The sequence below is a fragment of the Sphingomonas naasensis genome (genome assembly GCF_004792695.1).
GTDB classification, from domain to species: Bacteria; Pseudomonadota; Alphaproteobacteria; order Sphingomonadales; family Sphingomonadaceae; genus Sphingomonas; species Sphingomonas naasensis.
In genome coordinates this window covers 110,903-135,056 of the sequence record NZ_SRXU01000006.1, presented here as the reverse complement: position 1 = coordinate 135,056, position 24,154 = coordinate 110,903, and the positions used below count along the sequence as shown (strand labels likewise).

Annotated in this window: 21 protein-coding genes; 7 read left to right on the top strand and 14 right to left on the bottom strand. The window is 68.1% G+C overall.

Annotated elements, in window-relative coordinates:
• The 4 genes from E5A74_RS14215 to E5A74_RS14200 all read right to left on the bottom strand — a co-directional run bounded on the left by E5A74_RS14215 (window position 1) and on the right by E5A74_RS14200 (window position 8,135).
• On the bottom strand, window positions 1-2,337 hold the full coding sequence (locus E5A74_RS14215; RefSeq protein WP_135986089.1) for a glycoside hydrolase family 95 protein: 2,337 nt from the start codon (window positions 2,335-2,337) through the stop codon (window positions 1-3).
• Complete coding sequence (locus E5A74_RS14210; protein ID WP_240699820.1) at window positions 2,334-3,563, bottom strand: family 43 glycosylhydrolase; 1,230 nt, start codon at window positions 3,561-3,563, stop codon at window positions 2,334-2,336. Before E5A74_RS14210 ends, E5A74_RS14215 begins: the two co-directional genes overlap by 4 nt.
• Window positions 3,564-3,654: 91 nt before the next feature.
• Window positions 3,655-7,104: a TonB-dependent receptor gene (locus tag E5A74_RS14205; RefSeq protein ID WP_240699819.1), complete on the bottom strand. Its 3,450-nt coding sequence runs from the start codon at window positions 7,102-7,104 to the stop codon at window positions 3,655-3,657.
• Between the two features lie 338 nt (window positions 7,105-7,442).
• Window positions 7,443-8,135, bottom strand: coding sequence for a helix-turn-helix transcriptional regulator (locus E5A74_RS14200; protein WP_135986083.1), 693 nt, complete (start codon window positions 8,133-8,135; stop codon window positions 7,443-7,445).
• Window positions 8,136-8,220: 85 nt separating this feature from the next.
• Between E5A74_RS14200 and E5A74_RS14195 the strand changes: the two genes are divergently transcribed.
• Window positions 8,221-8,625 (top strand): GFA family protein, encoded by a 405-nt coding sequence (locus E5A74_RS14195; RefSeq protein WP_135986080.1) that lies wholly within the window; start codon window positions 8,221-8,223, stop codon window positions 8,623-8,625.
• A gap of 146 nt (window positions 8,626-8,771) precedes the next feature.
• Here the strand turns inward: E5A74_RS14195 and E5A74_RS14190 are convergent, their stop codons facing one another.
• The 5 genes from E5A74_RS14190 to E5A74_RS14175 all read right to left on the bottom strand — a co-directional run bounded on the left by E5A74_RS14190 (window position 8,772) and on the right by E5A74_RS14175 (window position 11,937).
• Window positions 8,772-9,647 (bottom strand): NAD(P)H-hydrate dehydratase, encoded by an 876-nt coding sequence (locus tag E5A74_RS14190; protein WP_135986078.1) that lies wholly within the window; start codon window positions 9,645-9,647, stop codon window positions 8,772-8,774.
• Entirely contained in the window at window positions 9,644-10,414 is a 771-nt protein-coding gene (locus E5A74_RS14185; RefSeq protein WP_135986076.1) for a histidine phosphatase family protein, read from the bottom strand. The genes E5A74_RS14190 and E5A74_RS14185 overlap by 4 nt, the downstream gene beginning before the upstream one ends.
• Before the next feature lie 179 nt (window positions 10,415-10,593).
• The gene (locus E5A74_RS14180) at window positions 10,594-11,544 is read right to left on the bottom strand and encodes an aldo/keto reductase (protein WP_135986074.1); all 951 of its coding nucleotides are present in this window, start codon (window positions 11,542-11,544) and stop codon (window positions 10,594-10,596) included.
• Window positions 11,541-11,702 (bottom strand): hypothetical protein, encoded by a 162-nt coding sequence (locus E5A74_RS20935; protein ID WP_166745805.1) that lies wholly within the window; start codon window positions 11,700-11,702, stop codon window positions 11,541-11,543. The genes E5A74_RS14180 and E5A74_RS20935 overlap by 4 nt, the downstream gene beginning before the upstream one ends.
• A 1-nt stretch (window position 11,703) precedes the next feature.
• A complete protein-coding gene (locus E5A74_RS14175; protein WP_135986072.1) occupies window positions 11,704-11,937 on the bottom strand; it encodes a hypothetical protein in 234 nt (77 codons plus the stop codon).
• A gap of 101 nt (window positions 11,938-12,038) precedes the next feature.
• Between E5A74_RS14175 and E5A74_RS14170 the strand changes: the two genes are divergently transcribed.
• The 4 genes from E5A74_RS14170 to metH all read left to right on the top strand — a co-directional run bounded on the left by E5A74_RS14170 (window position 12,039) and on the right by metH (window position 17,865).
• On the top strand, window positions 12,039-12,992 hold the full coding sequence (locus E5A74_RS14170) for an ArsR/SmtB family transcription factor (protein ID WP_135986070.1): 954 nt from the start codon (window positions 12,039-12,041) through the stop codon (window positions 12,990-12,992).
• Window positions 12,989-13,906, top strand: a complete 918-nt coding sequence (gene metF / locus E5A74_RS14165) for a methylenetetrahydrofolate reductase [NAD(P)H] (protein ID WP_206365871.1) — start codon at window positions 12,989-12,991, stop codon at window positions 13,904-13,906. Before E5A74_RS14170 ends, metF begins: the two co-directional genes overlap by 4 nt.
• Before the next feature lie 140 nt (window positions 13,907-14,046).
• Window positions 14,047-15,108 (top strand): homocysteine S-methyltransferase family protein, encoded by a 1,062-nt coding sequence (locus tag E5A74_RS14160; RefSeq protein ID WP_135986068.1) that lies wholly within the window; start codon window positions 14,047-14,049, stop codon window positions 15,106-15,108.
• 150 nt (window positions 15,109-15,258) lie between these two features.
• Window positions 15,259-17,865 (top strand): methionine synthase, encoded by a 2,607-nt coding sequence (gene metH, locus E5A74_RS14155; protein WP_135986066.1) that lies wholly within the window; start codon window positions 15,259-15,261, stop codon window positions 17,863-17,865.
• Here the strand turns inward: metH and E5A74_RS14150 are convergent.
• The 4 genes from E5A74_RS14150 to E5A74_RS14135 form a co-directional block, all read right to left on the bottom strand.
• Complete coding sequence (locus E5A74_RS14150; RefSeq protein WP_135986064.1) at window positions 17,834-18,169, bottom strand: transcriptional regulator; 336 nt, start codon at window positions 18,167-18,169, stop codon at window positions 17,834-17,836. The genes metH and E5A74_RS14150 overlap by 32 nt on opposite strands.
• Window positions 18,166-18,609: a hypothetical protein gene (locus E5A74_RS14145; RefSeq protein ID WP_135986062.1), complete on the bottom strand. Its 444-nt coding sequence runs from the start codon at window positions 18,607-18,609 to the stop codon at window positions 18,166-18,168. Before E5A74_RS14145 ends, E5A74_RS14150 begins: the two co-directional genes overlap by 4 nt.
• A 132-nt stretch (window positions 18,610-18,741) precedes the next feature.
• Window positions 18,742-19,152 (bottom strand): GFA family protein, encoded by a 411-nt coding sequence (locus E5A74_RS14140; protein ID WP_135986060.1) that lies wholly within the window; start codon window positions 19,150-19,152, stop codon window positions 18,742-18,744.
• 103 nt (window positions 19,153-19,255) lie between these two features.
• Window positions 19,256-20,170 (bottom strand): alpha/beta fold hydrolase, encoded by a 915-nt coding sequence (locus E5A74_RS14135; protein ID WP_135986058.1) that lies wholly within the window; start codon window positions 20,168-20,170, stop codon window positions 19,256-19,258.
• A 134-nt stretch (window positions 20,171-20,304) separates the two neighbouring features.
• Between E5A74_RS14135 and E5A74_RS14130 the strand changes: the two genes are divergently transcribed.
• Window positions 20,305-22,170 carry an ABC-F family ATP-binding cassette domain-containing protein gene (locus E5A74_RS14130; protein WP_135986056.1) on the top strand — a complete coding sequence of 622 codons (1,866 nt, stop codon included), beginning with the start codon at window positions 20,305-20,307 and terminating at the stop codon, window positions 22,168-22,170.
• A 7-nt stretch (window positions 22,171-22,177) separates the two neighbouring features.
• Here E5A74_RS14130 and E5A74_RS14125 read toward each other — a convergent pair whose 3' ends face one another.
• A complete protein-coding gene (locus tag E5A74_RS14125) occupies window positions 22,178-22,441 on the bottom strand; it encodes a DksA/TraR family C4-type zinc finger protein (protein ID WP_135986054.1) in 264 nt (87 codons plus the stop codon).
• A 122-nt stretch (window positions 22,442-22,563) separates the two neighbouring features.
• On the opposite strand from E5A74_RS14125, the gene E5A74_RS14120 reads away from it, so the two are divergent.
• Entirely contained in the window at window positions 22,564-24,150 is a 1,587-nt protein-coding gene (locus tag E5A74_RS14120) for an MFS transporter (RefSeq protein WP_240699818.1), read from the top strand.
• Window positions 24,151-24,154: the final 4 nt, after the last annotated feature.

Sequence of the window (24,154 nt, the reverse complement as noted above, 5' to 3'; positions counted from 1 at the left end):
TCATCCTCGAAAACTGGAGGCCGTGAGAGTCAGCGGGCGTCCCGCGCGCAGCCTGACGTTATGGCTGCGGCCATGCGCGACGAGCCTGCGCTCGCCCGTGATGTCCGGCGTCAGCCGCACCCGCGCGAGCCTGCCGCCGCGCCATGCGAGATCGACGCCGCAGCTGCCACGGGCGCGCAGCCCGGCGATCGACCCGTCGGGCCAGGCACTGGGCAGCGCCGGGAGCAGATGGATCGTGTCGCCGCGGCTCTGCACCAGCATCTCGATCATTCCCGCCGCGCCGCCGAAATTGCCGTCGATCTGGAAGGGCGGATGCGCGTCGAACAGGTTCGGATAGGTGCGCTCGGGGCCGAGCAGAAAGGCGAGGATGGCATGCGCGCGGTCGCCGTTGCGCAGCCGCGCCCACAGGTTGATCCGCCACGCCGTCGCCCAGCCGGTGGCGCGGTCGCCGCGGATCTCGAGGCTGCGCCGCGCCGCGGCGGCGAGATCGGGGGTGCGATCGAGGTCGATCTGGTCCGACGGATAGAGGCCGTAGAGATGCGAGACATGGCGGTGGTGCACGTCGCCGGCATCACCGTCCCAATCCTCCTGCCACTCCTGAAGCTGGCCCTGCTTGCCGATCCTGTACGGCGCCAGCGCGGCGCGCGCGGCCTCGACTTCGCCGGCGAACGCGGCGTCGCGGCCGAGAATACGCGCGGCCGCGGCGGTCTGGCCGAAAAGGTCGCGCAGGATCGCCATGTCCATCGTCGGCCCGGCGCAGAGCGACGAGCCATGGCCGTGGCTGTTCTCGGGGCTGAGCGAGGGATTGGTGACGAGGAAGCCGCTGTTCGGATCGCGCTGCAGCGTGTCGAGGAAGAAGCGCGACGCCCCCGCCATCACCGGATAGACCGAGGCGAGGAAGGCCCGGTCGCGCGTATAGTCCCAATGCTCCCAGAGATGGGTGCACAGCCATGCGCCGCCGGTCGGCCAGAGCCCGTATTTGGCGCCGTCGATCGGCGCGGCCGCGCGCCACAGATCGACATTGTGGTGCGCCACCCAGCCGCGCGCACCGTACATCGTCCGGGCGGTGCGCGCCCCCGTCTCGGCGATCTCGCGGATCATCTGGACGAGTGGCGCGACGCATTCGCCGAGATTGGCCGAATGCGCCGGCCAATAGTTCATCTCGGTGTTGATGTTGATCGTGTATTTCGAGCCCCAGGGCGGCTTGATGCTCTCGTTCCACAGCCCCTGCAGCGTCGCCGGCTGGCCGCCGGGCTGCGAGCAAGCGATCAGCAGATAACGGCCATATTGGAAATAGAGCGATGCGAGCGCCGGATCGGCGGCGGCGTTGTTGGCGGCGACGCGCTGGTCGGTCGGCAGATCGGCGGCAGGAGTGCGGCCGAGATCGATCGTCACGCGGCGGAACTGGCGGCGATGCGCGGCGGTCGCGTCGGTAGCGATGCGATCGAAGTCCTGCCGCCGCGCCCCGGCGATCGCGGCGGCGGTGAGCGCCTCGGGATCGCCGCCGACATCGTCGTAGCGGCGATAGCTCGTCGCCATCGCGATCAGCAGCGTCGCGCTGGTGGCGCCGCGCAGCACCAGCCGGTCGCCTTCGGCCGCGAGCGTGCCGCCGTCGGGGATCACTGCCAGCCGCGCGGCGAAGCGCAGCCCGGCGGGATTGGTCTGCTCGGCGGTGTTGGTGCCGGTCATCAGCAGCGCGGCGGCGCCGTCGGCATGGACCACCGCGCTTTTCTGCGGCGATGCGAAACCCAGCGTCACGTCGAGCGCGCCGGGCTTCGAGACGCTCAGCCGCACCGCGATCACGTTGCGGCCAGGCGAGGCGATCACTTCGCGGCGATGGGTGACGCCGTTCGCGACGAAGCCGGTCTCGGCCAGCGCGGAGTCGAGGTCGAGCGACCGGCGATAGTCCCGGGTCTCGCCGATCCCGGCAAAGTCGAGCAGCAGATTGCCGAGCGCCTGATACGACATCTGCCGCATCGGTTTGGCCATGACATTGGCGTTGGCGAAGGCCTCGGCCTCGGCGAAGCGGCCCGCGAAGATCAGCCGGCGCAGCTCGGGCAGCGCCTCGCGCGCGGCGGGGTTGGCGGGGTCATAGGGCGCGCCGCCCCACAGCGTCGCCTCGTTGAGCTGGAGCCGTTCGTGCGCGGTGCCGCCGAATATCATCGCGCCGAGCCTGCCATTGCCGATCGGCAGCGCCTCTTCCCAGCGTGCCGCGGGCTGGCGATACCACAGCGTCAGCGGGTTGGCGGCCGGCACCGCAGCCGCGCGCGCGCCCGATGCCGCGACCGCCATGCCGCCGGCGAGCGTCGCCACGGCCTCGCGCCGGCTGAACTTCATGCGATAGCCCTCGCGAAAGGCTGGTCGCGCGCGACGATCACCCGGCCGTCGGGCGCGAAGTCGACGCGGACGAGGCCGGGCTTCTCGCGAAACGGGCTGGCCTCGTCATTGCCGAAGAAGGTCACCCACCAATCGCCCCGCTTGTCGCGCAGGAAATTGCCGCCGCCGCAGCAGGGCGGGCCCTCGTGGCGATGGCGCCACGGCCCGGTCGGCTTGTCCGACATCCACATCGCGAAGGAATAGCGGCCCTCGTAGCGATCGACCACGCCGAGATAATAGACGCCGTTGCGCTTGAACATCGTCGCGCCTTCATAGCCGAAATGCGCGTATCCCTTGGTCGCGCATTCCTTGCGATGATGGTTCGGGTCGAAGTCATATTCTCCCTCGACCGCGATCATCTTCTGCCAGCCCCCGGTAAAGCCGCTCTGATCGTCGTTGAGCTTCACGATCTCGTCGGCCGAGCCGAGCGTGAACCACACCGATCCGTCGTCATCCTCGAACAGCGTCGCGTCGATCCCGCCGCGCAGCGGCTTGTCGGGCGAGAAGGCGTGGACATAGGGGCCTTCGGGCTTGCCGGTGCTGCTCTTCAGGATCGCGACGCCGGCTCGGCTCATCGAATGGACGATGAAGTAATTGCCGCGGATGAAATGGATCTCGGGGGCCCAGAGCGCGCGGAAGGGGACGCCCTTGCGCATCCGCCAGTTGCGCTCCCAGCCGCCGTCGCGCTCGATGCTCCAGACGAGGCCGAGATACGTCCAGTTTTTCAGGTCCTTCGAGCGCCACAGCTCGACGCCGTCATTGACCGCCCAGATATTGTCGCCGGTCGAGCCGGTCATGTAATAATGGCCGTCGCCGCCGAGGCAGACGATCGTGTCGCGGATATGGACGTCGTGGAGCGGTCGGATCGCGGGCAGCAATCCTGCCGTCACCGCCGCGCCGCCGTCCGAATTGTCCCATGGCGCGATCGGGTAGCGCGGCGTGCCCGGCCCCTTGTAGCGGACATTGGGCAGCCCCGAGACCCAGCCGCCGCCGGCGCTGTCCTTGCCGGGCTTGCGGCCCGGCCCGCTCAGCCCTGAATAGGGCCAATAGCCCTTGGCCGGCGCCGGCACGATCCGCCCGCTGTCGTCGCCTTTGGGATCGAGCTGCCCGCCGGCGAGCGGGGCGGGGCCGTAGGGCGGATCCTGCCCCTGCGCCGCTCCGCCGAGCGTCAGCCCGCCGAGCAGCAATCCCCCGGCGAGGAGCGACCGTCGATCGAATCGAGGGTCGTCCCGGCCGATGGGAGGGACGGAGCGTTCGGCGGGCCCGGCCATGCTCCGATCAGAAGCGGAAGCGCACGCCGGCGCGGAAGATGCGTCCCGAGCTGGCATATTGGGTCACGGCGTTCTGCCCCTCATAGGCGTAGCGATCGCTGGTCTGGTTGGTGAGGTTCAAGCCCTCGAGCGACAGCGACACCCAGTCGGTGAAGTTGAAGCTCATCGACGCGTCGACATTGGTGGTCGATTTGCTGAACACGAAGTCGTTGATCAGCGGGCCGGTGCAATAGCCGCCAGGGGCGTTGTTGCCGGCCACCGTGCCGGGGTTGGCCGAAACCGGCGGGATGATGCCCGGGCTGCACGAGCCTGCCGCGATGGGATAGGCGGTGCTGTAGCCCTTGCGATGCGCGACCGAGACGCGCGCGCGGAACGGCTTGCTCTCGTAATAGAGCGTCGCGTTGACCGCGTCGGGCGAGACGCCGATGAACGGCCCCTTGCCGATCGTCCGCGGCGCGGTCGCCGAGCCCGGATCGAGGATGTAGTTCAGCTCCGAATCGATGTGCGTGTAGTTCAGCTGCGCGCCGAAATTCTTGAACAGGCCGGGCAGGAAGGTGAAGTCCATCTGGAAGCTGGCTTCGATGCCCTGCAGCCAGCCGCCCGGCGCGTCGGCGAACTGGCGCGCCTGGAAGTCGTAATTGCCGTCGATATAGGCGAGCTGCTGCGCGTTGGTGAACTGCGCGCGGATCGCCGCGATCGACTCGGCGTCGGCGAAGGTCGAGAGCGGCGCCGAGAAGAAGATCGTCTGCGGGAAGCTGTCGATCTCCTTGCGGAACGCCGCGAACGACAGCAGGCCGCCCGGCGCGAAATACCATTCGACGCTGGCGTCGAAATTGGTCGAGCGGAACGGCTTGAGCTTGGGATTGCCGACCGTCAGCGTCGCGCCCGCGGTCGCGCCGGTGTTGGGGATCGAGATCGCGGTGATCGTCGGCGCGAGATTGCCGAGCAGCGGACGTGCCATCACCTTCGATGCCGAGAGGCGGACGAGCAGATTGTCGACCGGCTCGTACACCACGTTCACCGAGGGTAGATAATCGGTGTAGCGATTGGTGCCGACGATCGGCCGGCCGGCGGTGGTCGAGCCGGTCGAGGTCACGTCGGTGATCGCGATGCGGGTGCCGGCATTGCCGCGGAACGGCCGGCCGAAGATCTCGCTGTTCCAGTCGGCCTGGAAGTAGAAGCCGGTGTCGGTCTCCTCGACGCCGAAATTCTCGCGGCCGCCGTTGCGCTTGTTGGTGAGGCGCCAGTCGCCCCATTTGTTGACGCAGTTGCAGGTGAAGTCGAACAGATTGTCGAACGCCGCGATGCTCGGCGCGATGAAGCTGGTCAGCGTGCCGTCGGGGACGTTGAGCCCCTGCCCGAAATTGATCGTGCGGCTGACGCTGGCGGTGGTGACGCCGGCCTCGCGCAGCGTCGGATTGAGCAGGTCGTTGTTGCGCTCGTAGAGCGAGGTGTCGAACGTGTATTTGCGCAGATTGGCGCCGAAGCCGAGGTTGAACTCGTCATTGGCTTGCCAGTCGAAGTCGATCTTGGCCTGCTTGTAGGTGTTCTTGACGAAGCGCTGATAGTGGCGGATCGCCGAGAAGCCCTTCACGACTTCCCAATTCGCTGGATTGGCCGCGTCGAAGCCGAGATCGATCTTGGGCATCGAGCCGCCGCCGCGCTCGTCGTAGACGAACGACCCCTGCGAATCCATGCGGTTGAACTCGACGAGCAGCCCCTGCGTGGCGTTGGTCGATTCGGACATGCCCGCGGTGATCTCGGTCTTGAACACGTCCGAAAAGGCGTGCTGCAGGTTGATCGAGCCCTGCTTGAACTTGGTGGTGTAGGTCGATTGGTCCGCCGCCGAGCGGAAGTCGACATTGCGCATCACCAGATAGTCGGCGAGGCCGTTGGTGACGTTGGCGTCGAGCAGCTCGACTGCCGGGCGCCCGATCAGCGCGCCGCGGAACGCCAGCCGGTTCGCGCTCGGAATATACCCGACCGAGCCGGGGTTGTTGTAATAGTCATAGGGATCGAGGTTGAACGGATTGACGCTGAAGATCGTCGCGTTCGCCGGCGTGGTGCCGCCCGGGACCACCGCCGCATTGCCGAGGATCGACGGCGCGAGCACCCCGGCGGAATTATACGCCGTCGCAAAGGCCGGCGTCGTCCCGTAGAGCTGCTGGCCGCAATCCTGCGACGGCGCGAGGTCGCTGTCCGCGGCGGGCGTGCACAGGCCCGGGTAGAGCGCGCGGGCAGCCACCGGCGTGATCGAGTTGGTCGCGGTGTTGTAGGTCGCGTTGGTGTTGTTGCGGTTGAGGCCGACCGACGAGACCTGGTTGTAGGTGCTCTGGTTCCAGAAGCGCGAATAGGCGCCGTCGATGCTGAGCAGGGTGCGGTCGCTGATCTGCCACTGATAGGAGGCGGTCAGGCCGAGGCGCTCGTTGCGGACGTCCTGCTGCTCGATCGCGGCGAGCGCGGGGATGCGCACCAGCGAATCGTCGAAACGGCCGGCGGTGTTGTACGGCGCGCCCGGATAGAGCTTGGCATAGGCGGCCGGATCCGATCCGGTCATCGCCGCGATCGCCTCGGGATTGGTGACGACGCTGCCGAAGCTGGTACCGGTCGGCGCCGCGAAGCCGGCGCGCTGCGGGTTCTCGTTCCCGAGAAAATCCGAGTTGCGATAGAGGAAGTCGGCCTGGCCCGGGGCGCGGCGATATTGGTCGAGCTCGTTGCTCGACTTGCTCCACGCGCCCGAGACGAGGAAGCCCATCGAGCCGCCGAAGAAGCGCTTCGAGGCGAGCCCCGAGATGCGCGGATTCCACTTCCTGCTGTTCTGCTGATAGCTGCCCTCGCCCGAGAGCGCGAACGCGGTATCCTTATAGTCGAACGGGCGGCCGGTCTGCAGATCGATCGTCGCGCCGAGCGAGCCTTCGTCCGTCTCGGCCGAGGGCGTCTTCTGGACCTTCAAGGAGCTGAACAGCTCGGAGGCGAAGGTGTTGTAGTCGAACGCGCGGCTGCGATTGGGGCTGGTGCCGGCGTCGTTGGCGCCCGCGGTCGACAGCGCCTCGAGCCCGTTCAGGCGGGTGCGGTTGAAGTCGCCGCCGAGCCCGCGGACGGTGATCGTGCGGCCCTCGCCATTGTCGCGGTCGATCGACACGCCGGGAAGCCGCTGCAAGGATTCGGCGAGGTTGGTGTCGGGGAAGTCGGCGATGTCCTCGGCGTTAATCGCGTCGATCTGGACGGTCGCGTCGCGCTTCTCGCGGATCGCGCTGCGCAGCGAGGCGCGATAGCCGGTGACGGTGATCTCGTCCTGCGCGGCGACATCGTCGGCCGAGGCCACCTGCTCGCCGGCCGGTGCGACGGGCGCGGCGTCCTGTGCCGCCGCGGCGCTGCTCCATGCCGCGGCAAGCGCCAGCACGGCGAAGGACGCGCCGGTGCGCAGCGTGGCTGCGGTTGCATATTTCTTGATCATCATTCCCCTCCCGTTCGCAGGCGCCGCCCTTGATGCGGTCGCCTCGCCAGCATGATCGTTCGGGAGAGTCGCGCGGCTCCGCCGCGCACCCGGGCGCCGCCGGCGATCGCTCGCCGCCGCAGGACCCGAGGCTGCCTCTCCTCGTTCGGCGCGGCCTTGGCGGCCGTCTGTTCCGATGGCTCCATAGACACCGGTAGCATGATGTTAGCGGCAAGCTGGCTCTGCGGCAACCACGAGGTTGTGAATTAGTTAGTCGATAAATCAATATCTTACGAAATATGATACCGGTATCAATTGCGTAAGATAACGTTTTCATGCCGGCTGATTCGGCGAATGCCTCAATGGTTCGCGGGGGCGTTCAGGCTGCTGCGCCATTGCCGGCGCAGCGTCGCCGGATCGATCGGGATGCGGGTGTCGAGCAGCTCGACGGCGTCGATCCGGTCGAGGCGGAAGCTGCGGAAACCCGCGCGCATCTCGCACCAGCCGATCAGCACGCGCACCGCGTCGAGATAGCCGATCACCAGCGGCCAGACGGTCCGCTCGGTGCGCGCGCCGGCGAGATCGGTATAGCGGATCGCGACCTTGCGGCCCGCCCGGATCTGGGCGCGCAGTTGCGATGCATCGACCCGATCCGCGGCGGAGTCCCACGCGGGCGGGGTCCGCGCAGCGGGATCCTCGAGAAAGCCGCGCATTTCTTCGGGCAGCACCGCTGCGACCTTGGCGAGCACGTCGCGCGCGGCGCGGGCGAGCGCCGGATCGGCGTGGCCGGCGACCCATTGCGCCCCGAGCGCCACCGCGTCGATCTCGTCGGCGGTGAGCATCAGCGGCGGCAAGTCGAAACCGCCTTCGAGGACATAGCCGATCCCGGCCTCGCCGCGGATCGGCACGCGCTGGCCGATCAGCGCGGCGATGTCGCGATAGACCGAGCGTTTCGAGGTCTCCAGCTCGGCGGCGATCGCGTCGGCGGTCACCGGCCGTGTCGTGCGGCGGAGAATCTGGACGATCTGGAACAGGCGATCGGCTTTGCGCATTTCCGGGCCCTACTGCCATGCTGCTGACATCATGCTGGCAGCAGCATGGCAGTAAGTCACTCCCGCATTCCAAGGGAGACAGACGATGCTCAAAACCTATCATGGCAGCTGCCATTGCGGCGCGGTGCGCTTCGAAGCCGAGATCGATCTCGCCGCGGGGACGGGCAAATGCAATTGCTCGATCTGCACGAAGCGGCGTAACTGGGGCGCGCTGCTCAAGCCCGAAGCCTTTCGGCTGCTCAGCGGCGAAGAGGTTCTCAGCGACTATTCGTTCGGCACGGGGCAGGGCAGCCACCGCTTCTGCAGCAATTGCGGCTGCGCGCCGTTCAGCACCGGCGACGTACCCCAGATCGGTGGGGCGTTCGTGTCGGTCCAGCTCGGTTCGCTCGACGACGCAACCGACGAGGAGCTCGCCGCGGCCCCGGTCAACTATGGCGACGGCCGCAACAATGCCTGGTGGCAGCCGCCCGCGGTGACAAGCTATCTTTGAAGGCACGAAAATCCTCCCCCGGGAACCGGGGGAGGTGGCGCCGAAGGCGACGGAGGGGGCCTCTCCGCCAGCGACGTGGCTCGCGGAGGCGCCCCCTCCGACAGGCTGCGCCTGCCACCTCCCCCGCTTCGCGAGGGAGGATCGGGTCAAGGATGCGCCAGCAGCCCGGGGATCTCGCCGGGCAGCTCGCGGGCGAGGAAGCCGAGCGGGCCGATCCGCGCGGCCAGCCTTTTGCCGGCCTCGCCATGGAGCCAGACGCCCCAAGCCGCGGCGGCGCGCGGCTCGGCGCCGCGCGACATCAGTCCGCCGATGATCCCGGCGAGCACGTCGCCCGATCCGCCGGTGGCGAGCCCGGGGCCGCCGCCGGGATAGCGGAGCAGCCCTTCGCCCGGACAGGCGATCCACGTCTCCGGTCCCTTGAGCACCACCGTCGCGTTGAACCGCCGCGCGGCTTCCTGCGCGATGCCGGCGGGGTCCTGCGCGATCCGCATATCCTCGCAGCCCATCAGCCCGGCCATCTCGCCGGGGTGTGGGGTGAGCACTATGCGGCCCTGATGCGCATGGATCGCAGTGGCCAAATCCGCCGCGGCGTGAATCATCGCGGCGTCGAGCACCAGAGACAGCGCGCCGCGCGGCTCCGCGACCACCGGGGCGAGAATCGCCGTGCCGGGCGCCTCCGCGCCGGTGCCGGGCCCGAGCACCAGCGTGTCGCAGCGATCGAGATAGCCGCACAGCCGCTCGCCGGCCGCGTCGCCGAGTTCGCCCGCGTCATTGGCCGGAAGTCCGAAGATCGCAGCCTCGGGGACGAGGACGCCGAGATGCGGCGCGACGCGTTCGACCGTGGCGAGCTGGAGCTTGCCCGCGCCGGCGCGCAGGGCCGCCTCGCCGGTGAGGCGGAGCGCGCCCGGCACGATCTCCGATCCGCCGGCGACGAGCACGCGCCCACGGCTGTTCTTGTCGGTGTCTTCGGGGGGCTCGGGCAGGGGGTGCGCGGCGAGCCAGTCGGCGTCGAGCGGCGTCATCCCCGCGCCGCCACCATCGCGTCCGGCGCCGAGGTGGTTTCGGCCACGGGATCCTCGTCGACCGGCGCCGTGACATTGTAGCGCGCGAGCACCAGTCCGCCGTCCTTGCCCGCATCCGGGTCATGGACATATTCGGTGACCGAGCAATTGGCGACGTCGCCCGCCTTGTCGATCGCGAGGATCTCGGCCTCGGACAGATTCTCGATGATGTATCTGAGGCACAGCACCACCACCTGATGCGCGACGATCATCACCTCGCGGCCGGCATAATGGAGCGAGACCGTGTCCATCAGCGAGCGCAGTCGGAAGATCACGTCGCACCAGCTCTCGCCGCCGGGCGGGCGGTGATAGAATTTGCCGAGCAGCCGGCGGAACTCGGCCTGTTCGGGCTGGACCGCGCGGATGCCGGCGCTGGTCAGCCCGTCGAGGATGCCGAACTCCTTCTCGCGCAGGCGCTCGTCGGCGCACACCTTCTCGTCCGCGTCGGCGCCGCCGGCGTCGCGAAAGATGCGCGCGGTCTCGCGGGCGCGGAGATAGGGCGAGGCGAGGAGCACGTCGGGCCGGCCATTGCCCTCGCCCCGCGCGAACCAGCGGCCGAGCGCCCTGGCCTGGGCGGAGCCGAGCTCGGAGAGCGGCACGTCGACGTCGCGAATGTCGATCGCGATGCGATGCTCGCCCGACGCATGCGCAAGATCGCGCGCGACGTTACCGGCGCTCTGGCCGTGCCGGACGAGCCACAGCCGGGTGGGCCAGCGGGTGGTGGTCATTGGGGAATCGCCGAACGCATTGGCAGGAGAATGCGGGAGCGGTGCTGGCTGTTCCCAATCCTCCCCCGCAAGGGGGAGGTGTCGCTGAAAGCGACGGAGGGGGCGGAATCACTGCGCTCAGTGATTCCGCCCCCTCCGTCATGCTGCGCATGCCACCTCCCCCTTGCGGGGGAGGATTTCTACACCCCCGCCGCCGTCAGCCGGTCGAGCTGGTCCTTGCTCAGCGTCACGTCCCAGGCTCCGATCAGCTCGTCGAGCTGCTCGATCGAGGTCGCGCTGGCGATCGGCGCGGTGACGCCGTCCTGCGCGGTCAGCCAGGCGAGCGCGATGCGGGCGTGGCTGGCACCGGTCTCGGCGGCGACTGCGTCCATCGCCGCGAGCACCGCACCGCCCTTGCCTTCGAGGAACGCCGCCATCCGGCCGCCGCGCACGCTTTTGCCGAAATCGGCCTCGCTGCGATATTTGCCGGTGAGGAAGCCCGAGGCGAGGCCGTAATAGGGCACCACCCCGATATTGTGCGCGATGCACAGATCCTCGAGCTCGCCCTCGAATTTGTGGCGGCTGACCAGATTATATTCGGGCTGAAGCACGCGGTAATGCGGCAGGCCCTCGCGCGTCGCGGTATCGAGCGCCGATTTGAGCCGCGCGGCGTGGAAGTTGGAGGCGCCGAGCGCGCGCACCTTGCCCGCCTTGATCAACGCTTCGAACGCCGCGAGCGCGTCGGCCTGCGGCACGTCCTCGTCGTCCTGATGCGCGAAATACAGGTCGATCGTATCGACCCCGAGTCGCTGCAGCGAGGCCTCCGCCGCGGCGGCGATCCGCGCCGGGGCGAGCTTCGATCCGCCTTCGCCGTCGAGCATGCCGACCTTGGTGGCGATCAGCACCTTGTCGCGCTTGCCCGAGCTGCGCAGCCACTCGCCGATGATGCTCTCGGATTCGCCGCCCTGATGGCCCGGCACCCAGCGCGAATAGACATCGGCGGTGTCGATCATCACGCCGCCGCGTTCGACGAAGCGATCGAGCAGGCGGAAGCTGGCGCTCTTGTCGGCGGTCCAGCCGAAGACATTGCCGCCGAGCACCAGCGGCGTGATCGACAGGCCAGAGGCGCCGAGTTCGCGCCGCGCGGTCACTGCCACACCGAGCCGTTGTCGCCGAAGCTGGCGTTGATGTCGGTCGCCGCCGCCGCTTCGTTGAGCTGGCGCGCCTCGTCGGCGCTGGCGCCGCTGTCGTCGGCGGTCCGGCCGCAGGCGGCGAGGACGAGGAGAAGCAGCAGCGGCAGACCGCGCATCTTATTCCTCGATCTCGTTGCCGGCGTCGGCGGCATTGCCGGTATAGCCGTTCTCGGCCTCGGTGAACGCGGCCTCGGTGGCGGCATTGGCGGCGTTCACGTCGCTCACCGCCTCGGCCATCGTGTTGCTGTCGCCGCTGATCGTCTCATTGGCTTCGGCGGCTTCGTTCTTCGCGCCGCCACAGGCGGAGAGGGCGAGCAGGGCAACGGGAAGCAGCAACAGGGTCTTGCGCATGGAGTCATCCTCTGGTTCAGCCGGCTCAGGGCTAGCCAGCACGGGCCGGGGGCGCAACTGCGTTGACCTGATATAAAGATATCTTTATATCTATATTCCCAATGGTCCAGGCCCTCGCCATCTTCCGCGCCCTCGCCGATTCGACGCGGCTGCGCATCGTCGCGCTGCTGCGCGCGATGGAGCTGTCGGTGGGCGAGCTCGCGCAGGTGCTCGGGCAGAGCCAGCCGCGGGTCAGCCGCCACGTCAAGATCCTGTGCGACGCCGGGCTCGCCGAGCGGCGCAAGGAAGGCAGCTGGGTGTTCGTCGCCCTCGGCGCGCATGCCAAGGTCGAGCCGATCCTCGCCGCGCTCGACAGCTGGAGCGAGGCCGATCACTGGACGATCGCCGACGAGGCCCGGCTCGCCGCGGTGCGCGCCGATCGCGCCAGCGCCGCGGCCGAATGGTTCGAGGCCAATGCCGGCGAATGGGACGCGATCCGCTCGCTCCATGTCGCCGACAGCGAGATCGAGGGCGCGATGGCCCGCGCGCTCGGCGATGCGAAGCTCGGCTGCCTGATCGACATCGGCACCGGCACCGGCCGCATGCTCGAGCTGTTCGCCCCGCTTGCCGAGACCGCGCTGGGGATCGATCGCTCGTCCGAGATGCTCCGCCTCGCGCGCGCCAAATTGTCCGAGCGCGGCCTCGCCAATGCCGAGCTGCGCCAGGCGGACCTTTATGCGCTGCCGCTCGGCGATGGCGGTGCCGACGCGGCTATATTGCACCATGTGCTCCACTTCGCCCAGCAGCCCGGCGCGGCGATCGGCGAGGCGGCGCGCGTGCTCAGCGACGGCGGCCGGCTGCTGATCGTCGATTTCGCCCCGCACGACCGCGAGGAATTGCGCTCGCGCGACGCGCATACCCGGCTCGGCTTCTCGGACGATCAGATCCTCGGCTGGTTCGCCGCCGCGGGGCTCGCGCCGGTGCTGGTCGAGACGCTCGAGGGCGGCGAGCTCACCGTCAAATTATGGCTGGGTCGCAAGACCGGCGTGGAATCGAAGGAAGTGAAGGCGGCATGAGTATCGTGGACCCGCTGGCCGCCCCGCTATTCGCGGATGTGGCCGGCGACATCGAAGTGAGCTTCGAATTCTTCCCGCCCAAGACCGAGAAGATGGAAGAGACGCTGTGGGAGTCGATCCAGACGCTCTCCCCGCTCGGCCCGCGCTTCGTCAGCGTCACCTATGGCGCCGGCGGCACCACGCGCGAGCGCACCCACAACACCGTCGCGCGCATCGCCCGCGAGACCGCGATCCCCGCCGCGGCGCACCTCACCTGCGTGGAAGCGACGCGCGAGGAGATCGATCAGGTCGCGCGGGAATATTGGGCGGCGGGCGTGCGCCACATCGTCGCGCTGCGCGGCGATCCGCCCCGCGCCGGCGAGCGCTATGCGACGCATCCGGGCGGCTATGAGAACGCCGCCGATCTCGTCGCGGGGCTGCGCAAGCTCCATCCGTTCGAGATCTCGGTCGCGGCCTATCCCGAATGCCATCCGGATTCGCCGAATCCGGGCGCCGATATCGACAATCTCAAGGCCAAGATCGACGCCGGCGCGACCCGCGCGATCACGCAGTTCTTCTTCGAGCCCGAGACCTTTTTCCGCTTCCGCGACGATGCCGCCAGGGCGGGGATCACCGCCGAGATCGTGCCGGGGATCATGCCGGTGATGAACTTCGCCAGCGTCCAGCGCATGTCGGCGATGTGCGGCACTGCGGTGCCGGCCTGGATGGGCAAGCTGTTCGAGGGGCTCGACGAGCATCCCGCCGCGCGCCAGCTCGTCGCCGCGACGCTCGCCGCCGAGCTCTGCCGCAAGCTCTATGCCGGCGATGTCCGCCAGTTCCATTTCTACACGCTCAACCGCGCCGAGCTGAGCTACGCGATCTGCCATCTGCTCGGGTTGCGGCCCAAGGTCGGCGCGGCGCTGGTGGCGGCCTGATGGGGCGTCACCCCGGCCTTGTGCCGGGGTCCACCGGCCCGTTTGGCGATGGTGGTGAAGTTGAAGCAGGAGCCGCGCCGCTGTCGCGCTCCGGCACCGTGGACCCCGGCACAAGGCCGGGGTGACGAAGGGAAGTTGAAATGACTGCACGCGAGAAACTGCTGGCCGAGGCGCAGAAGCGCATCCTGATCACCGACGGCGCGTTCGGCACCGAGATCCAGAACTGGAAGCTCGAGGAAGCCGCCTATGCCGGCGATCTCGGCCTTTCGCACGATCAGAAGGGCAATAACGACATCCTCGCGCTGACCAAGCCCGAGGTGCCCGCCTCGATCCATCGCGCCTATTTCGAGGCCGGGGCGGACATCGCCGAGACCAACACTTTCTCGGCCAACCGGATCAGCCAGGCCGATTACGGCGCCGAGCATCTCGTCCGCGAGATCAATGTCGAGAGCGCGAAGCTCGCCCGTTCGATCGCCGACGAGTTCGAGGCGAAGGATGCCAAAAATGGTATCTGGCGTCCGCGCTTCGTCGCCGGCGCGCTCGGGCCGACCAACAAGACGCTGTCGCTGTCGCCCGACGTCAACGATCCCGGCTATCGCGAGATCGACTTCGATTACCTCAAGGAGGTCTATCGCGAGCAGATCGACGCGCTGGTCGAGGGCGGAGTCGATTTCATCCTGATCGAGACGGTGTTCGACACCTTGAACGCCAAGGCCGGCATCATGGCGGCGATCGAGGCGGGCAATGATCTCGGCCGCGATCTGCCGATCATGCTGTCGATGACGCTGACCGATCTCTCGGGGCGCAATCTCTCGGGGCACACCGTCGAGGCCTTCTGGCACGCGGTGCGCCACGCGAAGCCGGTGACGATCGGGCTCAACTGCTCGTTCGGTGCCGAGCAGTTGCGGCCGCATGTGAAGACGCTGAGCGCCCTGTGCGACACGCTGATCATGGTCTATCCGAACGCCGGCCTGCCCAACGAGCTGGGCGCCTATGACGAGGCGCCGGCGACGACCGCCGGGCTGGTCAAGGAATGGGCCGATGCCGGGCAGGTCAATGTGCTCGGCGGTTGCTGCGGCTCGACGCCGGCGCATATCGCAGCGATCGCCGAGGCAGTGAAGGATTTGCCGGCACGGCCGGTGCCGACGCCCGAGGTGCGGACCCGGCTCGCCGGGCTCGAGCCGTTCACGATGGCGGCGTAACCACTCAATCCTCCCCTGGAAGGGGAGGGGGACCGGCGAAGCCGGTGGAGGGGGTAGCTCTCCACAAGCGACGCCGCCCGCGGATAGCTACCCCTCCACCAGCCTGCGGCTGGTCCCCCTCCCCCTCCGGGGGAGGAATTAGGAACGATAATGACTTCGACCACCGCCTCCTCCACCAGCTTCGTCAATATCGGCGAGCGCACCAACGTCACCGGATCGGCCCGCTTCAAGAAGCTGGTGATGGCGGGGGATTATGCCGCCGCGGTCGAAGTCGCGCTGCAGCAGGTCGAGGCCGGCGCGCAGGTGCTCGACGTCAACATGGACGAGGGCCTGCTCGACGCGCACGAGGCGATGACCACGTTCCTCAAGCTGATCCAGGCCGAGCCCGACATCGCGCGGATCCCGGTGATGGTCGACAGCTCGAAATGGGACGTGATCGAGGCGGGGCTGAAGTGCGTCAGCGGCAAGCCGATCGTCAATTCGATCAGCATGAAGGAAGGCGTCGACCAGTTCCTCGAGCATGCGCGCAAGTGCATGGCCTATGGCGCCGCGGTCGTGGTGATGGCGTTCGACGAGGTCGGCCAGGCCGACACGAAGGAGCGCAAGGTCGAGATCTGCGAGCGGGCGTACAAGCTGCTCGTCGGGATCGGCTTTCCGCCCGAGGACATCATCTTCGATCCCAATGTGTTCGCGGTGGCGACCGGGATCGAGGAGCATAACAATTATGGCGTCGACTTCATCGAGGCATGCCGGGAGATCAAGGCGCGCTGCCCGCACGTCCACATCTCGGGCGGCCTCTCGAACCTGAGCTTCTCGTTCCGCGGCAACGAGCCGGTGCGCAAGGCGATGCACTCGGTGTTCCTCTATCACGCCATTCCCGCGGGCATGGACATGGCGATCGTCAACGCCGGCCAGCTCGATGTTTACGACCAGATCGAGCCCGAGCTGCGCACCGCCTGCGAGGACGTCATCCTCAACCGCGACCCCGATGCCGGCGAGCGGCTGGTGGCGCTGGCCGAGCGCTTCCGCGGCACCGATGCAGTGGCGGAGAAGCAGGCGGCCGAATGGCGCGGCTGGGAAGTCGCCAAGCGGCTCGAGCACGCTCTGGTCAAGGGCATCGACCAATATGTCGTCGAGGATACCGAGGAGTGCCGCCAGGCCTTCGCGCGCCCGATCGAAGTGATCGAAGGCCCGCTGATGGACGGGATGAACGTCGTCGGCGACCTGTTCGGCTCGGGCAAAATGTTCCTCCCGCAGGTGGTCAAGTCCGCCCGCGTGATGAAGAAGGCGGTGGCGCATCTTCTGCCCTTCATCGAGGCGGCGAAGGAGCCCGGCGCCAAGGGCAAGGGCAAGGTGGTGATGGCCACCGTCAAGGGCGACGTCCACGATATCGGCAAGAACATCGTCGGCGTGGTCCTCCAGTGCAACGGCTTCGAGGTCGTCGACCTCGGCGTGATGGTGCCTTGGTCCGACATCCTCAAGGCGGCCAACGAGAACGATGCCGACATGATCGGCCTTTCGGGCCTGATCACGCCGAGCCTCGACGAGATGGTCACCGTCGCCGAGGAGATGGAGCGGTCGAGCATGAAGATGCCGCTGCTGATCGGCGGTGCGACCACCAGCCGCGTCCATACCGCGCTCCGGATCGAGCCGGCCTATACCGGCCCGGTCGTCCACGTCCTCGACGCCAGCCGCGCCGTCGGCGTCGCGACCGCGCTCGTCTCGGACACCCAGCGCGACGACTATGTCGCCAGGGTCGCGGCAGAATATGAGCAGGTCCGCCAGGCCCGCGCCGGCCGCGGCCAGAGCGAGCTGCTCCCGATCGAAAAGGCGCGCGACAACGCCTTCGAGGCCGACATGGCGCTCAAGCCCGGCAAGCCCCGCATGCCCGGCGTGCACGCGTTCGACGATTGGGACCTCGAGGACCTGCGCCAATATATCGACTGGACGCCCTTCTTCCGCGCATGGGAGCTCGCCGGGGTCTATCCGGCGATCCTCGACGACAAGGTGGTCGGCGAGAGCGCGACCTCGCTGTTCGCCGATGCCAACAAGATGCTCGACAAGATCATCGACGAGAAATGGCTCACTGCGCGCGGCGTGGTCGGGCTGTGGCCGTGCGCGCGCGAGGGCGACGACATCATCGTCCATGTCGAGGACGAGGAGCATGTCACGCTGCCGATGCTGCGCCAGCAGATCGCCAAGCGCGAGGGGCGGGCGAACATGTGCCTCGCCGATTTCATCGATCCCGATGGCGATTGGCTCGGCGGCTTCGCAGTGTCGATCCATGGCATCGAGCCGCATCTCGCGCGCTTCAAGAACGCGATCGACGATTATTCGGACATCCTGTTGAAGTCGCTGGCCGATCGTCTCGCCGAGGCATTCGCCGAGCGGCTCCACCATTTCACCCGCACCTCGCTCTGGGGCTATGCCGAGGGCGAGCAGCTCACCAACGAAGCGCTGATCAAGGAACAGTATCGCGGCATCCGCCCCGCGCCGGGCTATCCCGCCTGCCCCGAGCACAGCCTCAAGCCGATCCTGTTCAAGATGCTCGACGCGCACCGCCGCACCGGCATTTCGCTCACCGAGAGCTTCGCGATGCTGCCCACTGCGGCGGTGTCGGGCTTCTATTTCGGCCATCCCCAGGCCGAATATTTCGGCGTGGCGCGGATCGGGCAGGATCAGCTCGAGGATTATGCGGCTCGGCGCGGCGTGAGCGTCGAGCAGGCTACCCGCTGGCTGCGGCCGAATCTCGACTGAGCGGCGCCGGCGCTTCGGCAAGGCCGGCGAGCTGCTTCAGCGCGTCGACATGGCGCGCGAATGCCGCGCGTCCCGCCCGCGTCGCGCCGGCCCAGGTGCGCTGGCGGCCGGCAGTCGTCGCCTTGCGCAGCTTGACGTAGCCGGCCTCGACCAGCGCCGCCAAATGCTTGGACAACACCGAATCGCTGACCTGGGTCATGCCGCGCAGCGTGGCGAACTCGGCTTCGTCGATATTGACCAGCACCGCCATCACCTGGAGCCGCGTCGGCGGGTGGATCACCGGATCGAAGGCGGGGGCGCTCATGCCGCCAGCCCCATCTCGCGGCGGAACACGCGCTGCCAGATCGTGCTGCCGACATAGCTGATCAGCGTCGCGGCCGCCGCCAGCAGGATCGAGGGCCAGACCAGCTTCGCCTCGAACGCCAGCCAGAAGCTGGCGAAATAGACCGGCAGGATCAGCAGCAGCAGCCCGGCGGTGACGAGGCGCGTCTTGCCGCGGCGATAGCCGTTGATGAACATGCCCAGCCGCCGCCGATCCCATTGCACGATCAGCGCCACCGCCAGCGCGATCGGCGCGAGGGTGAGGATCTGATAGGGGCCGGCCAGCGGCGACAGGACCAGCGCGCCCATCACCCCCGCAAAGGCGAGGTGGCGGGCAGGCGGGCAATTTGCGGCGAGCGCGAGTTGGGCGCGGCTGGCGTCGATCCGGTCAAGCGCGTCGCGCGCCTCGGCTGCATCGGGCATCGTAGAATCTCCCTTTCCAATATGGAAAGGGATATCCATGACTTTCCGCATTGGCAAGTGATAATTTTCCAACATGGAAAGTCACCGCCGGTCCGGGACAGGGAGGGGTGGGGATCCAGTGGCCTCGGGCGATTAGCCGGGGGCGGGGTCCGCACGGGCGACGCGCGGCCCGGGCCAGCGATCGCGCGGGTCGGGGTCCTCTACGGTCATATTCGCGCCCTCGGTGGCGTGCACCGGGACCGCAGCCAGATCGAAATCGTGCAGGCAGCGCGCGTTGACGCCGAAATGATCGGGCGCTGCGCGCTTGCGGTGGAAGACGTAGATGCCGCAGCGGCTGCAGAAATAGTGCCGCGCGCGATGGGTGTTCCACTGGTAGAGCGTGAGCAGCGCTTCGCCCGCGGTCACTTCGAGCGCGGTCTCGGGCACCTTGGCCATCAGCGCGCCGCGCATCGCGCAGAGCGAGCAATCGCAGGTGGTGAGCGCGTCGATCGGCCCGTCGAGCCGGAACTGCACCCCGCCGCAATGGCACGAACCCTCGATCATCCGGTCCTCCGTGACTCCGCAGGCGCATAGGGCATCGCCGTGCAAAGGCGAAGGGGCGGTCGCGCTTTCCGGTGTCGGCATGAAGCCGGCGCCGGGCCGCGCGCTATTTCGCCGCGAGGAACCCGGTCACGAGCTTCACCGTCGCCTGCGGGTTCTCCTCCATGATCCAGTGGCCGGACGCGGGGACGATGCCCTCGGTGACGTCGGTGGCGGAGGCGCGCATGATCGTCGCCATCATCGGACCGAAGCTCTTCTCGCCGCCCAGCGCGAGCACCGGCATCGCCAGCTTGCCCCCGGCGGCAAGGAAGCCGCGATTGTCGATCACGTCCTGATCGAAGGCGGCGAACTGCGCGAAACCGGCGTGCATATGGCCGGGGAGCGCATAGAGCGCGGCATAATGGACGCGCGAGGCCTCGTCGAAATGCGCGGGGTCGGCGGAGAATTCGTTCCAGAAGCGGTCGAGATAGATGCGTTCGCGCCCGGCGACCAGCCGCTCCATGTCGGGCCCGCCGAAGCGGAAATGCCAGACCAGCGGGTTCTTGAGCACCTCGTCCCACGGCCCGATCCCCGGGATCGGCGCATCGATCAGCACCAGCCGGGTGACGCGGGCGCGATGCTGCATCGTGAACGCATAGGCGACCATGTTGCCGATATCGTGTGCGACGAGATCGGCGCGATCGATCTTCAGCGAGTCGAGCAGCGCCGCCATGTCGGCCGCCTGCGTCTTCTTGTCATAGCCTCCGGGCGCGACCGCGGAGAGCCCCATGCCACGCAGATCGGGGACGATCACGCGATGGTCGCGCATCAGCGTCGCGGCGAGCGGTGCCCACATGTCGCCGGTCTCGCCATAGCCGTGGAGCAGCAGCACCGCCGGGCCTTTGCCGCCGATACGGACGTGCAGCGTGGTGCCGTTGGCGGGGATCTCGCGGATTTCGAACGCGGGCGGAAAGTCCGGCACCTGCGCCCGGGCCGGCGATGCGAAGGCAAGGAGGAGCGAAAATGCAGCGAGAAAGCGCATACCGGACCTCTTCGTTGCGCGACCGAATCGGCCGCCGGAAAGCAGCTTAGGCCGTCCGCGCGCTTTGGCCATCCTCATGGTGCAGGTGCGAAGGACTTGGGAGAATCCGAGTCCGGTGCTAGGCGGCGCGGATCATGCTCAACCTGACCGACATCACGGTGCGCCTCGGCGGGCGCACGATCATCGACGCCGCCACCGCCAAGCTGCCGCCCAAGGGGCGGATCGGGCTGATCGGGCGCAACGGCGCGGGCAAGTCGACTCTCGTCAAGGTGATCGCCAGCCAGCTCGAGCCCGACAATGGCAGCGTCGAGATGCCGCGCGGCGCCCGGCTCGGCTATATCGCGCAGGAAGCCCCGCACGGCGACGCCACGCCGTTCGAGACCGTGCTCGAGGCCGATGTCGAGCGCACTGCCTTGCTGGCGGAGAGCGAGACCAGTCAGGATCCCGATCGGCTCGGCGAGGTTTATGAGCGGTTGATGGCGATCGACGCCTATACCGCGCCGTCGCGTGCGTCGCAGATCCTCGTCGGCCTCGGCTTCGACGAGGAGATGCAGCACCAGCCGCTCGACAGCTTCTCGGGGGGCTGGAAGATGCGCGTGGCACTCGCCGCCTTGCTGTTCTCGCAGCCCGACATGCTGCTGCTCGACGAGCCTTCGAACCACCTCGACCTCGAAGCGGTGCTGTGGCTCGAGGACTTCCTCAAATCCTATCCGGCGACGATCCTGCTGGTCAGCCACGAGCGCGACTTCCTCAACAACGTCGTCGATCACATCCTCCACCTCGATCGCGGCAAGCTGACGCTCTATCCGGGCGGCTACGACGCATTCGAGCGCCAGCGCGCCGAGCGCCAGGCGCAGCTCGCCTCGGCACGCGCCAAGCAGCAGGCGCAGCGCGAGCATCTCCAGGCCTATATCGCCAAGAACTCGGCGCGCGCCTCGACCGCCAAGCAGGCGCAATCGCGCATCAAGGCGCTGGCGAAGATGCAGCCGATCGCCGAACTGGTCGACGATCCGACGCTGAGCTTCGACTTCCCCAATCCCGACGAATTGCGTCCGCCGCTGATCACGCTCGATCTTGCGACCGTCGGCTATGGCGAGACGCCGATCCTCAAGCGGTTGAACCTGCGGATCGATCCCGACGACCGGGTCGCGCTGCTCGGGCGCAACGGCAACGGCAAGACCACGCTCGCGCGGCTGCTCGCGGCGCAGCTCACCCCGATGGAAGGCGCGATGAACGCATCGGGCAAGATGCGGGTGGGCTATTTCACCCAATATCAGGTCGAGGAGCTCGATCGCACCGAGACGCCGCTCCAGCACATGACGATCCTGATGAAGGGGGCGAGCCAGAGCGCGGTGCGCGCGCAGCTCGGCCGGTTCGGCTTTTCGGGGCCCAAGGCGACAACCGAGGTCGGCAAGCTCTCGGGCGGCGAGCGCGCGCGGCTGGCGCTGGCGCTGATCACCCGCGATGCTCCCCACATGCTGATCCTCGACGAGCCGACCAACCACCTCGACGTCGACGCGCGCGAGGCGCTGATCCAGGCGCTCAACAACTATACCGGCACGGTGGTGCTGGTCAGCCACGACCGCCACATGCTCGAGATGACGGCGGACCGGCTGGTGCTGGTCGATCAGGGCACCGCGAAGGAGTTCGACGGGTCGCTCGACGATTATATCGCCTTCGTGCTGAGCAAGGAGGGGCAGGCGCCCAAGGCGAGCAAGGCCGACAAGAAGGAGGCGCGCCGCCTCGCCGCCGAGGCGCGCGAGAAGGGCGCCGAGCTGCGCAAGGCGGCCAAGGCGGCGGAGGCCGAATTGGCGAAGCTGACCGAGCAGCGCAGCGCGATCGAGCGCGCGATGTTCGATCCTGCCACCGCCGACGCGGCATTGACCAGGCTCAGCATGACCGAGTTGATGAAGCGCCGCTCCGAACTCAGCGACCGGATCGACACCGCCGAGGCGGCGTGGATGGAAGCGAGCGAGGCGCTCGAAGGGCTGGCGGCCTAAGGCGGCGTCACCGCAGCTGGCTGTCCTTGCTGCCGCGCCGGTTGATCCCCGCGCCGCGGATAGTGGCGTCGCGGCCCGACTGGCAGGGCACGCAGGTGCGCACGCCGGGCAGCGCGCTGCGGCGCGCCTCGGGAATGTCGTCGCCACAGACCGCGCACCAGCGCGCGCTCGCCCCCGAGGGCATGCGCGCGCGGGCAGTCAGCACCGCATCGGCCACGGTATCGTCGATCTGATCCTGCACGGCGCCATCTTGCGCCCATCCGTTCGCCATCGCGTGAGTCCGGCTATCACATTGAACTATCGGTAAAATGGGGATCGGGCGCGCGGGTTCCAAGGCCGGCCTTGCCGCCGCGCGCGGGCGCGCTACACCATCTGCAAACAGGGAGGGGTGCAATGGCCAGTGCAGCGGCCGAACCGAGCGCAAAGGACATGCGGCTGGTGATCAGCGCGTCGTCGCTGGGCACGGTGTTCGAATGGTATGATTTCTTCATCTACGGCACGCTCGCCGCGTCGGGGATCATCGGGCGCACCTTCTTCCCCGCCGGCAACGAAGTGCTCCAGACGCTACTCGCCTGGGCGGGTTTCGCGGTCGGGTTCGGCTTCCGGCCGCTCGGCGCGGTGCTGTTCGGCTATCTCGGCGACAAGCTGGGGCGCAAATACACCTTCCTCGTCACGATCACGCTGATGGGCGTGGCCACCGCCGGCGTCGGGCTGGTGCCGGGCTATGCCGCGATCGGCATGGCGGCGCCGGTGCTGATCATCCTGCTGCGCATCGCGCAGGGCCTCGCGCTCGGCGGCGAATATGGCGGCGCGGCGATCTATGTCGCCGAGCATTCGCCGCCCGGCCGCGCCGGTTTCCACACCAGCTTCATCCAGGCGAGCGTGGTCGGCGGCTTCATCCTCAGCCTCGCGGTGGTGCTGATCGCGCGCTTCGCGCTCGCCGAGGTCTGGGCGGACTGGGGCTGGCGAGTGCCCTTCCTGTTCTCGATCCTGCTGCTCGCCATCTCGCTGTGGATGCGGCTCAAGCTCTCCGAGAGCCCGGTGTTCAAGGCGATGAAGGAAGCCGGCGAGACCGCGGCCAATCCCTTCATCGAGAGCTTCACCTATCCCGGCAACGGCAAGCGGCTGTTCGTCGCGCTGTTCGGCATCGCCGCGGGGCTCACCGTCATCTGGTACACCTCGATGTTCTCGGTGCTGTCGTTCCTCCAGGGGCCGATGCGGCTCGATCCCACCGCGGCGCAGCTGATCACCGGCGCCTCGGCGATCGTCGGGCTGTTCTTCTTCCTGTTCTTCGGCCATCTCTCCGATCGGATCGGCCGCAAGATCCCGATCGTCGCGGGCTATGCGCTGACGTTGGCGCTGCTCTTCCCGCTCTTCTGGGTGATCGGCAGCGCCGCCAATCCCGGGCTGGCCGAGGCGGCGCGCCGCGCGCCGGTGATCGTGTCGGGCCCCGCCTGCCGCTATGATCCCTTCGCGGCGAAGCAGATCGACGAATGCGGCCAGCTGCTCGACTATTTCTCGAAAAAGGGCATCGCCTACACCACCAGCCGCACTCCGGCGGTGACCGTGTCGATCGGCCGCCAGCCGGTCGCCGACACCAGCCCGGCGGGGCTCGACGCGGCGCTGGCGGCGGCGGGCTATGATCTCACGCCGATCGTCCCGCCGGCGGGCAACATCGCGATCATCATGCTCGCGGTGCTCGCGCTGATGGCGCTGTCGGGGGCGACCTACGGCCCGGTCGCGGCCCTGCTGTCGGAGATGTTCCCGTCGAAGATCCGCTACAGCTCGATGTCGATCCCCTATCATATCGGCACCGGCTATTTCGGCGGCTTCCTGCCGCTGATCAGCCAGTACATCGTCGCGCGCACCGGCGATCCCTATGCCGGGCTGTGGTACACCTTCGCGGTGGTGGCGATGGCGCTGGCGGTGACCGCCTGGGGTCTCAAGGAGACGGTGGCGCACGCCGCGCGCAGACGCTAACCGC

What these genes read in the sequence shown, in the direction of transcription:
- metF (WP_206365871.1), top strand. Translation starts at nt 12,989, where the DNA reads ATGAGTATCGTGGACCCGCTGGCCGCCCCGCTATTCGCGGATGTGGCC.
- E5A74_RS14125 (WP_135986054.1), bottom strand. Translation starts at nt 22,441, where the DNA reads ATGGCGAACGGATGGGCGCAAGATGGCGCCGTGCAGGATCAGATCGAC.
- E5A74_RS14150 (WP_135986064.1), bottom strand. Translation starts at nt 18,169, where the DNA reads ATGAGCGCCCCCGCCTTCGATCCGGTGATCCACCCGCCGACGCGGCTC.
- E5A74_RS14140 (WP_135986060.1), bottom strand. Translation starts at nt 19,152, where the DNA reads ATGATCGAGGGTTCGTGCCATTGCGGCGGGGTGCAGTTCCGGCTCGAC.
- E5A74_RS14185 (WP_135986076.1), bottom strand. Translation starts at nt 10,414, where the DNA reads ATGACCACCACCCGCTGGCCCACCCGGCTGTGGCTCGTCCGGCACGGC.
- E5A74_RS14215 (WP_135986089.1), bottom strand. Translation starts at nt 2,337, where the DNA reads ATGAAGTTCAGCCGGCGCGAGGCCGTGGCGACGCTCGCCGGCGGCATG.
- E5A74_RS14130 (WP_135986056.1), top strand. Translation starts at nt 20,305, where the DNA reads ATGCTCAACCTGACCGACATCACGGTGCGCCTCGGCGGGCGCACGATC.
- E5A74_RS14160 (WP_135986068.1), top strand. Translation starts at nt 14,047, where the DNA reads ATGACTGCACGCGAGAAACTGCTGGCCGAGGCGCAGAAGCGCATCCTG.
- E5A74_RS14205 (WP_240699819.1), bottom strand. Translation starts at nt 7,104, where the DNA reads ATGATCAAGAAATATGCAACCGCAGCCACGCTGCGCACCGGCGCGTCC.
- E5A74_RS14190 (WP_135986078.1), bottom strand. Translation starts at nt 9,647, where the DNA reads ATGACGCCGCTCGACGCCGACTGGCTCGCCGCGCACCCCCTGCCCGAG.
- E5A74_RS20935 (WP_166745805.1), bottom strand. Translation starts at nt 11,702, where the DNA reads ATGCGCGGTCTGCCGCTGCTGCTTCTCCTCGTCCTCGCCGCCTGCGGC.
- E5A74_RS14145 (WP_135986062.1), bottom strand. Translation starts at nt 18,609, where the DNA reads ATGCCCGATGCAGCCGAGGCGCGCGACGCGCTTGACCGGATCGACGCC.
- E5A74_RS14170 (WP_135986070.1), top strand. Translation starts at nt 12,039, where the DNA reads ATGGTCCAGGCCCTCGCCATCTTCCGCGCCCTCGCCGATTCGACGCGG.
- metH (WP_135986066.1), top strand. Translation starts at nt 15,259, where the DNA reads ATGACTTCGACCACCGCCTCCTCCACCAGCTTCGTCAATATCGGCGAG.
- E5A74_RS14200 (WP_135986083.1), bottom strand. Translation starts at nt 8,135, where the DNA reads ATGCGCAAAGCCGATCGCCTGTTCCAGATCGTCCAGATTCTCCGCCGC.
- E5A74_RS14135 (WP_135986058.1), bottom strand. Translation starts at nt 20,170, where the DNA reads ATGCGCTTTCTCGCTGCATTTTCGCTCCTCCTTGCCTTCGCATCGCCG.
- E5A74_RS14175 (WP_135986072.1), bottom strand. Translation starts at nt 11,937, where the DNA reads ATGCGCAAGACCCTGTTGCTGCTTCCCGTTGCCCTGCTCGCCCTCTCC.
- E5A74_RS14195 (WP_135986080.1), top strand. Translation starts at nt 8,221, where the DNA reads ATGCTCAAAACCTATCATGGCAGCTGCCATTGCGGCGCGGTGCGCTTC.
- E5A74_RS14120 (WP_240699818.1), top strand. Translation starts at nt 22,564, where the DNA reads ATGGCCAGTGCAGCGGCCGAACCGAGCGCAAAGGACATGCGGCTGGTG.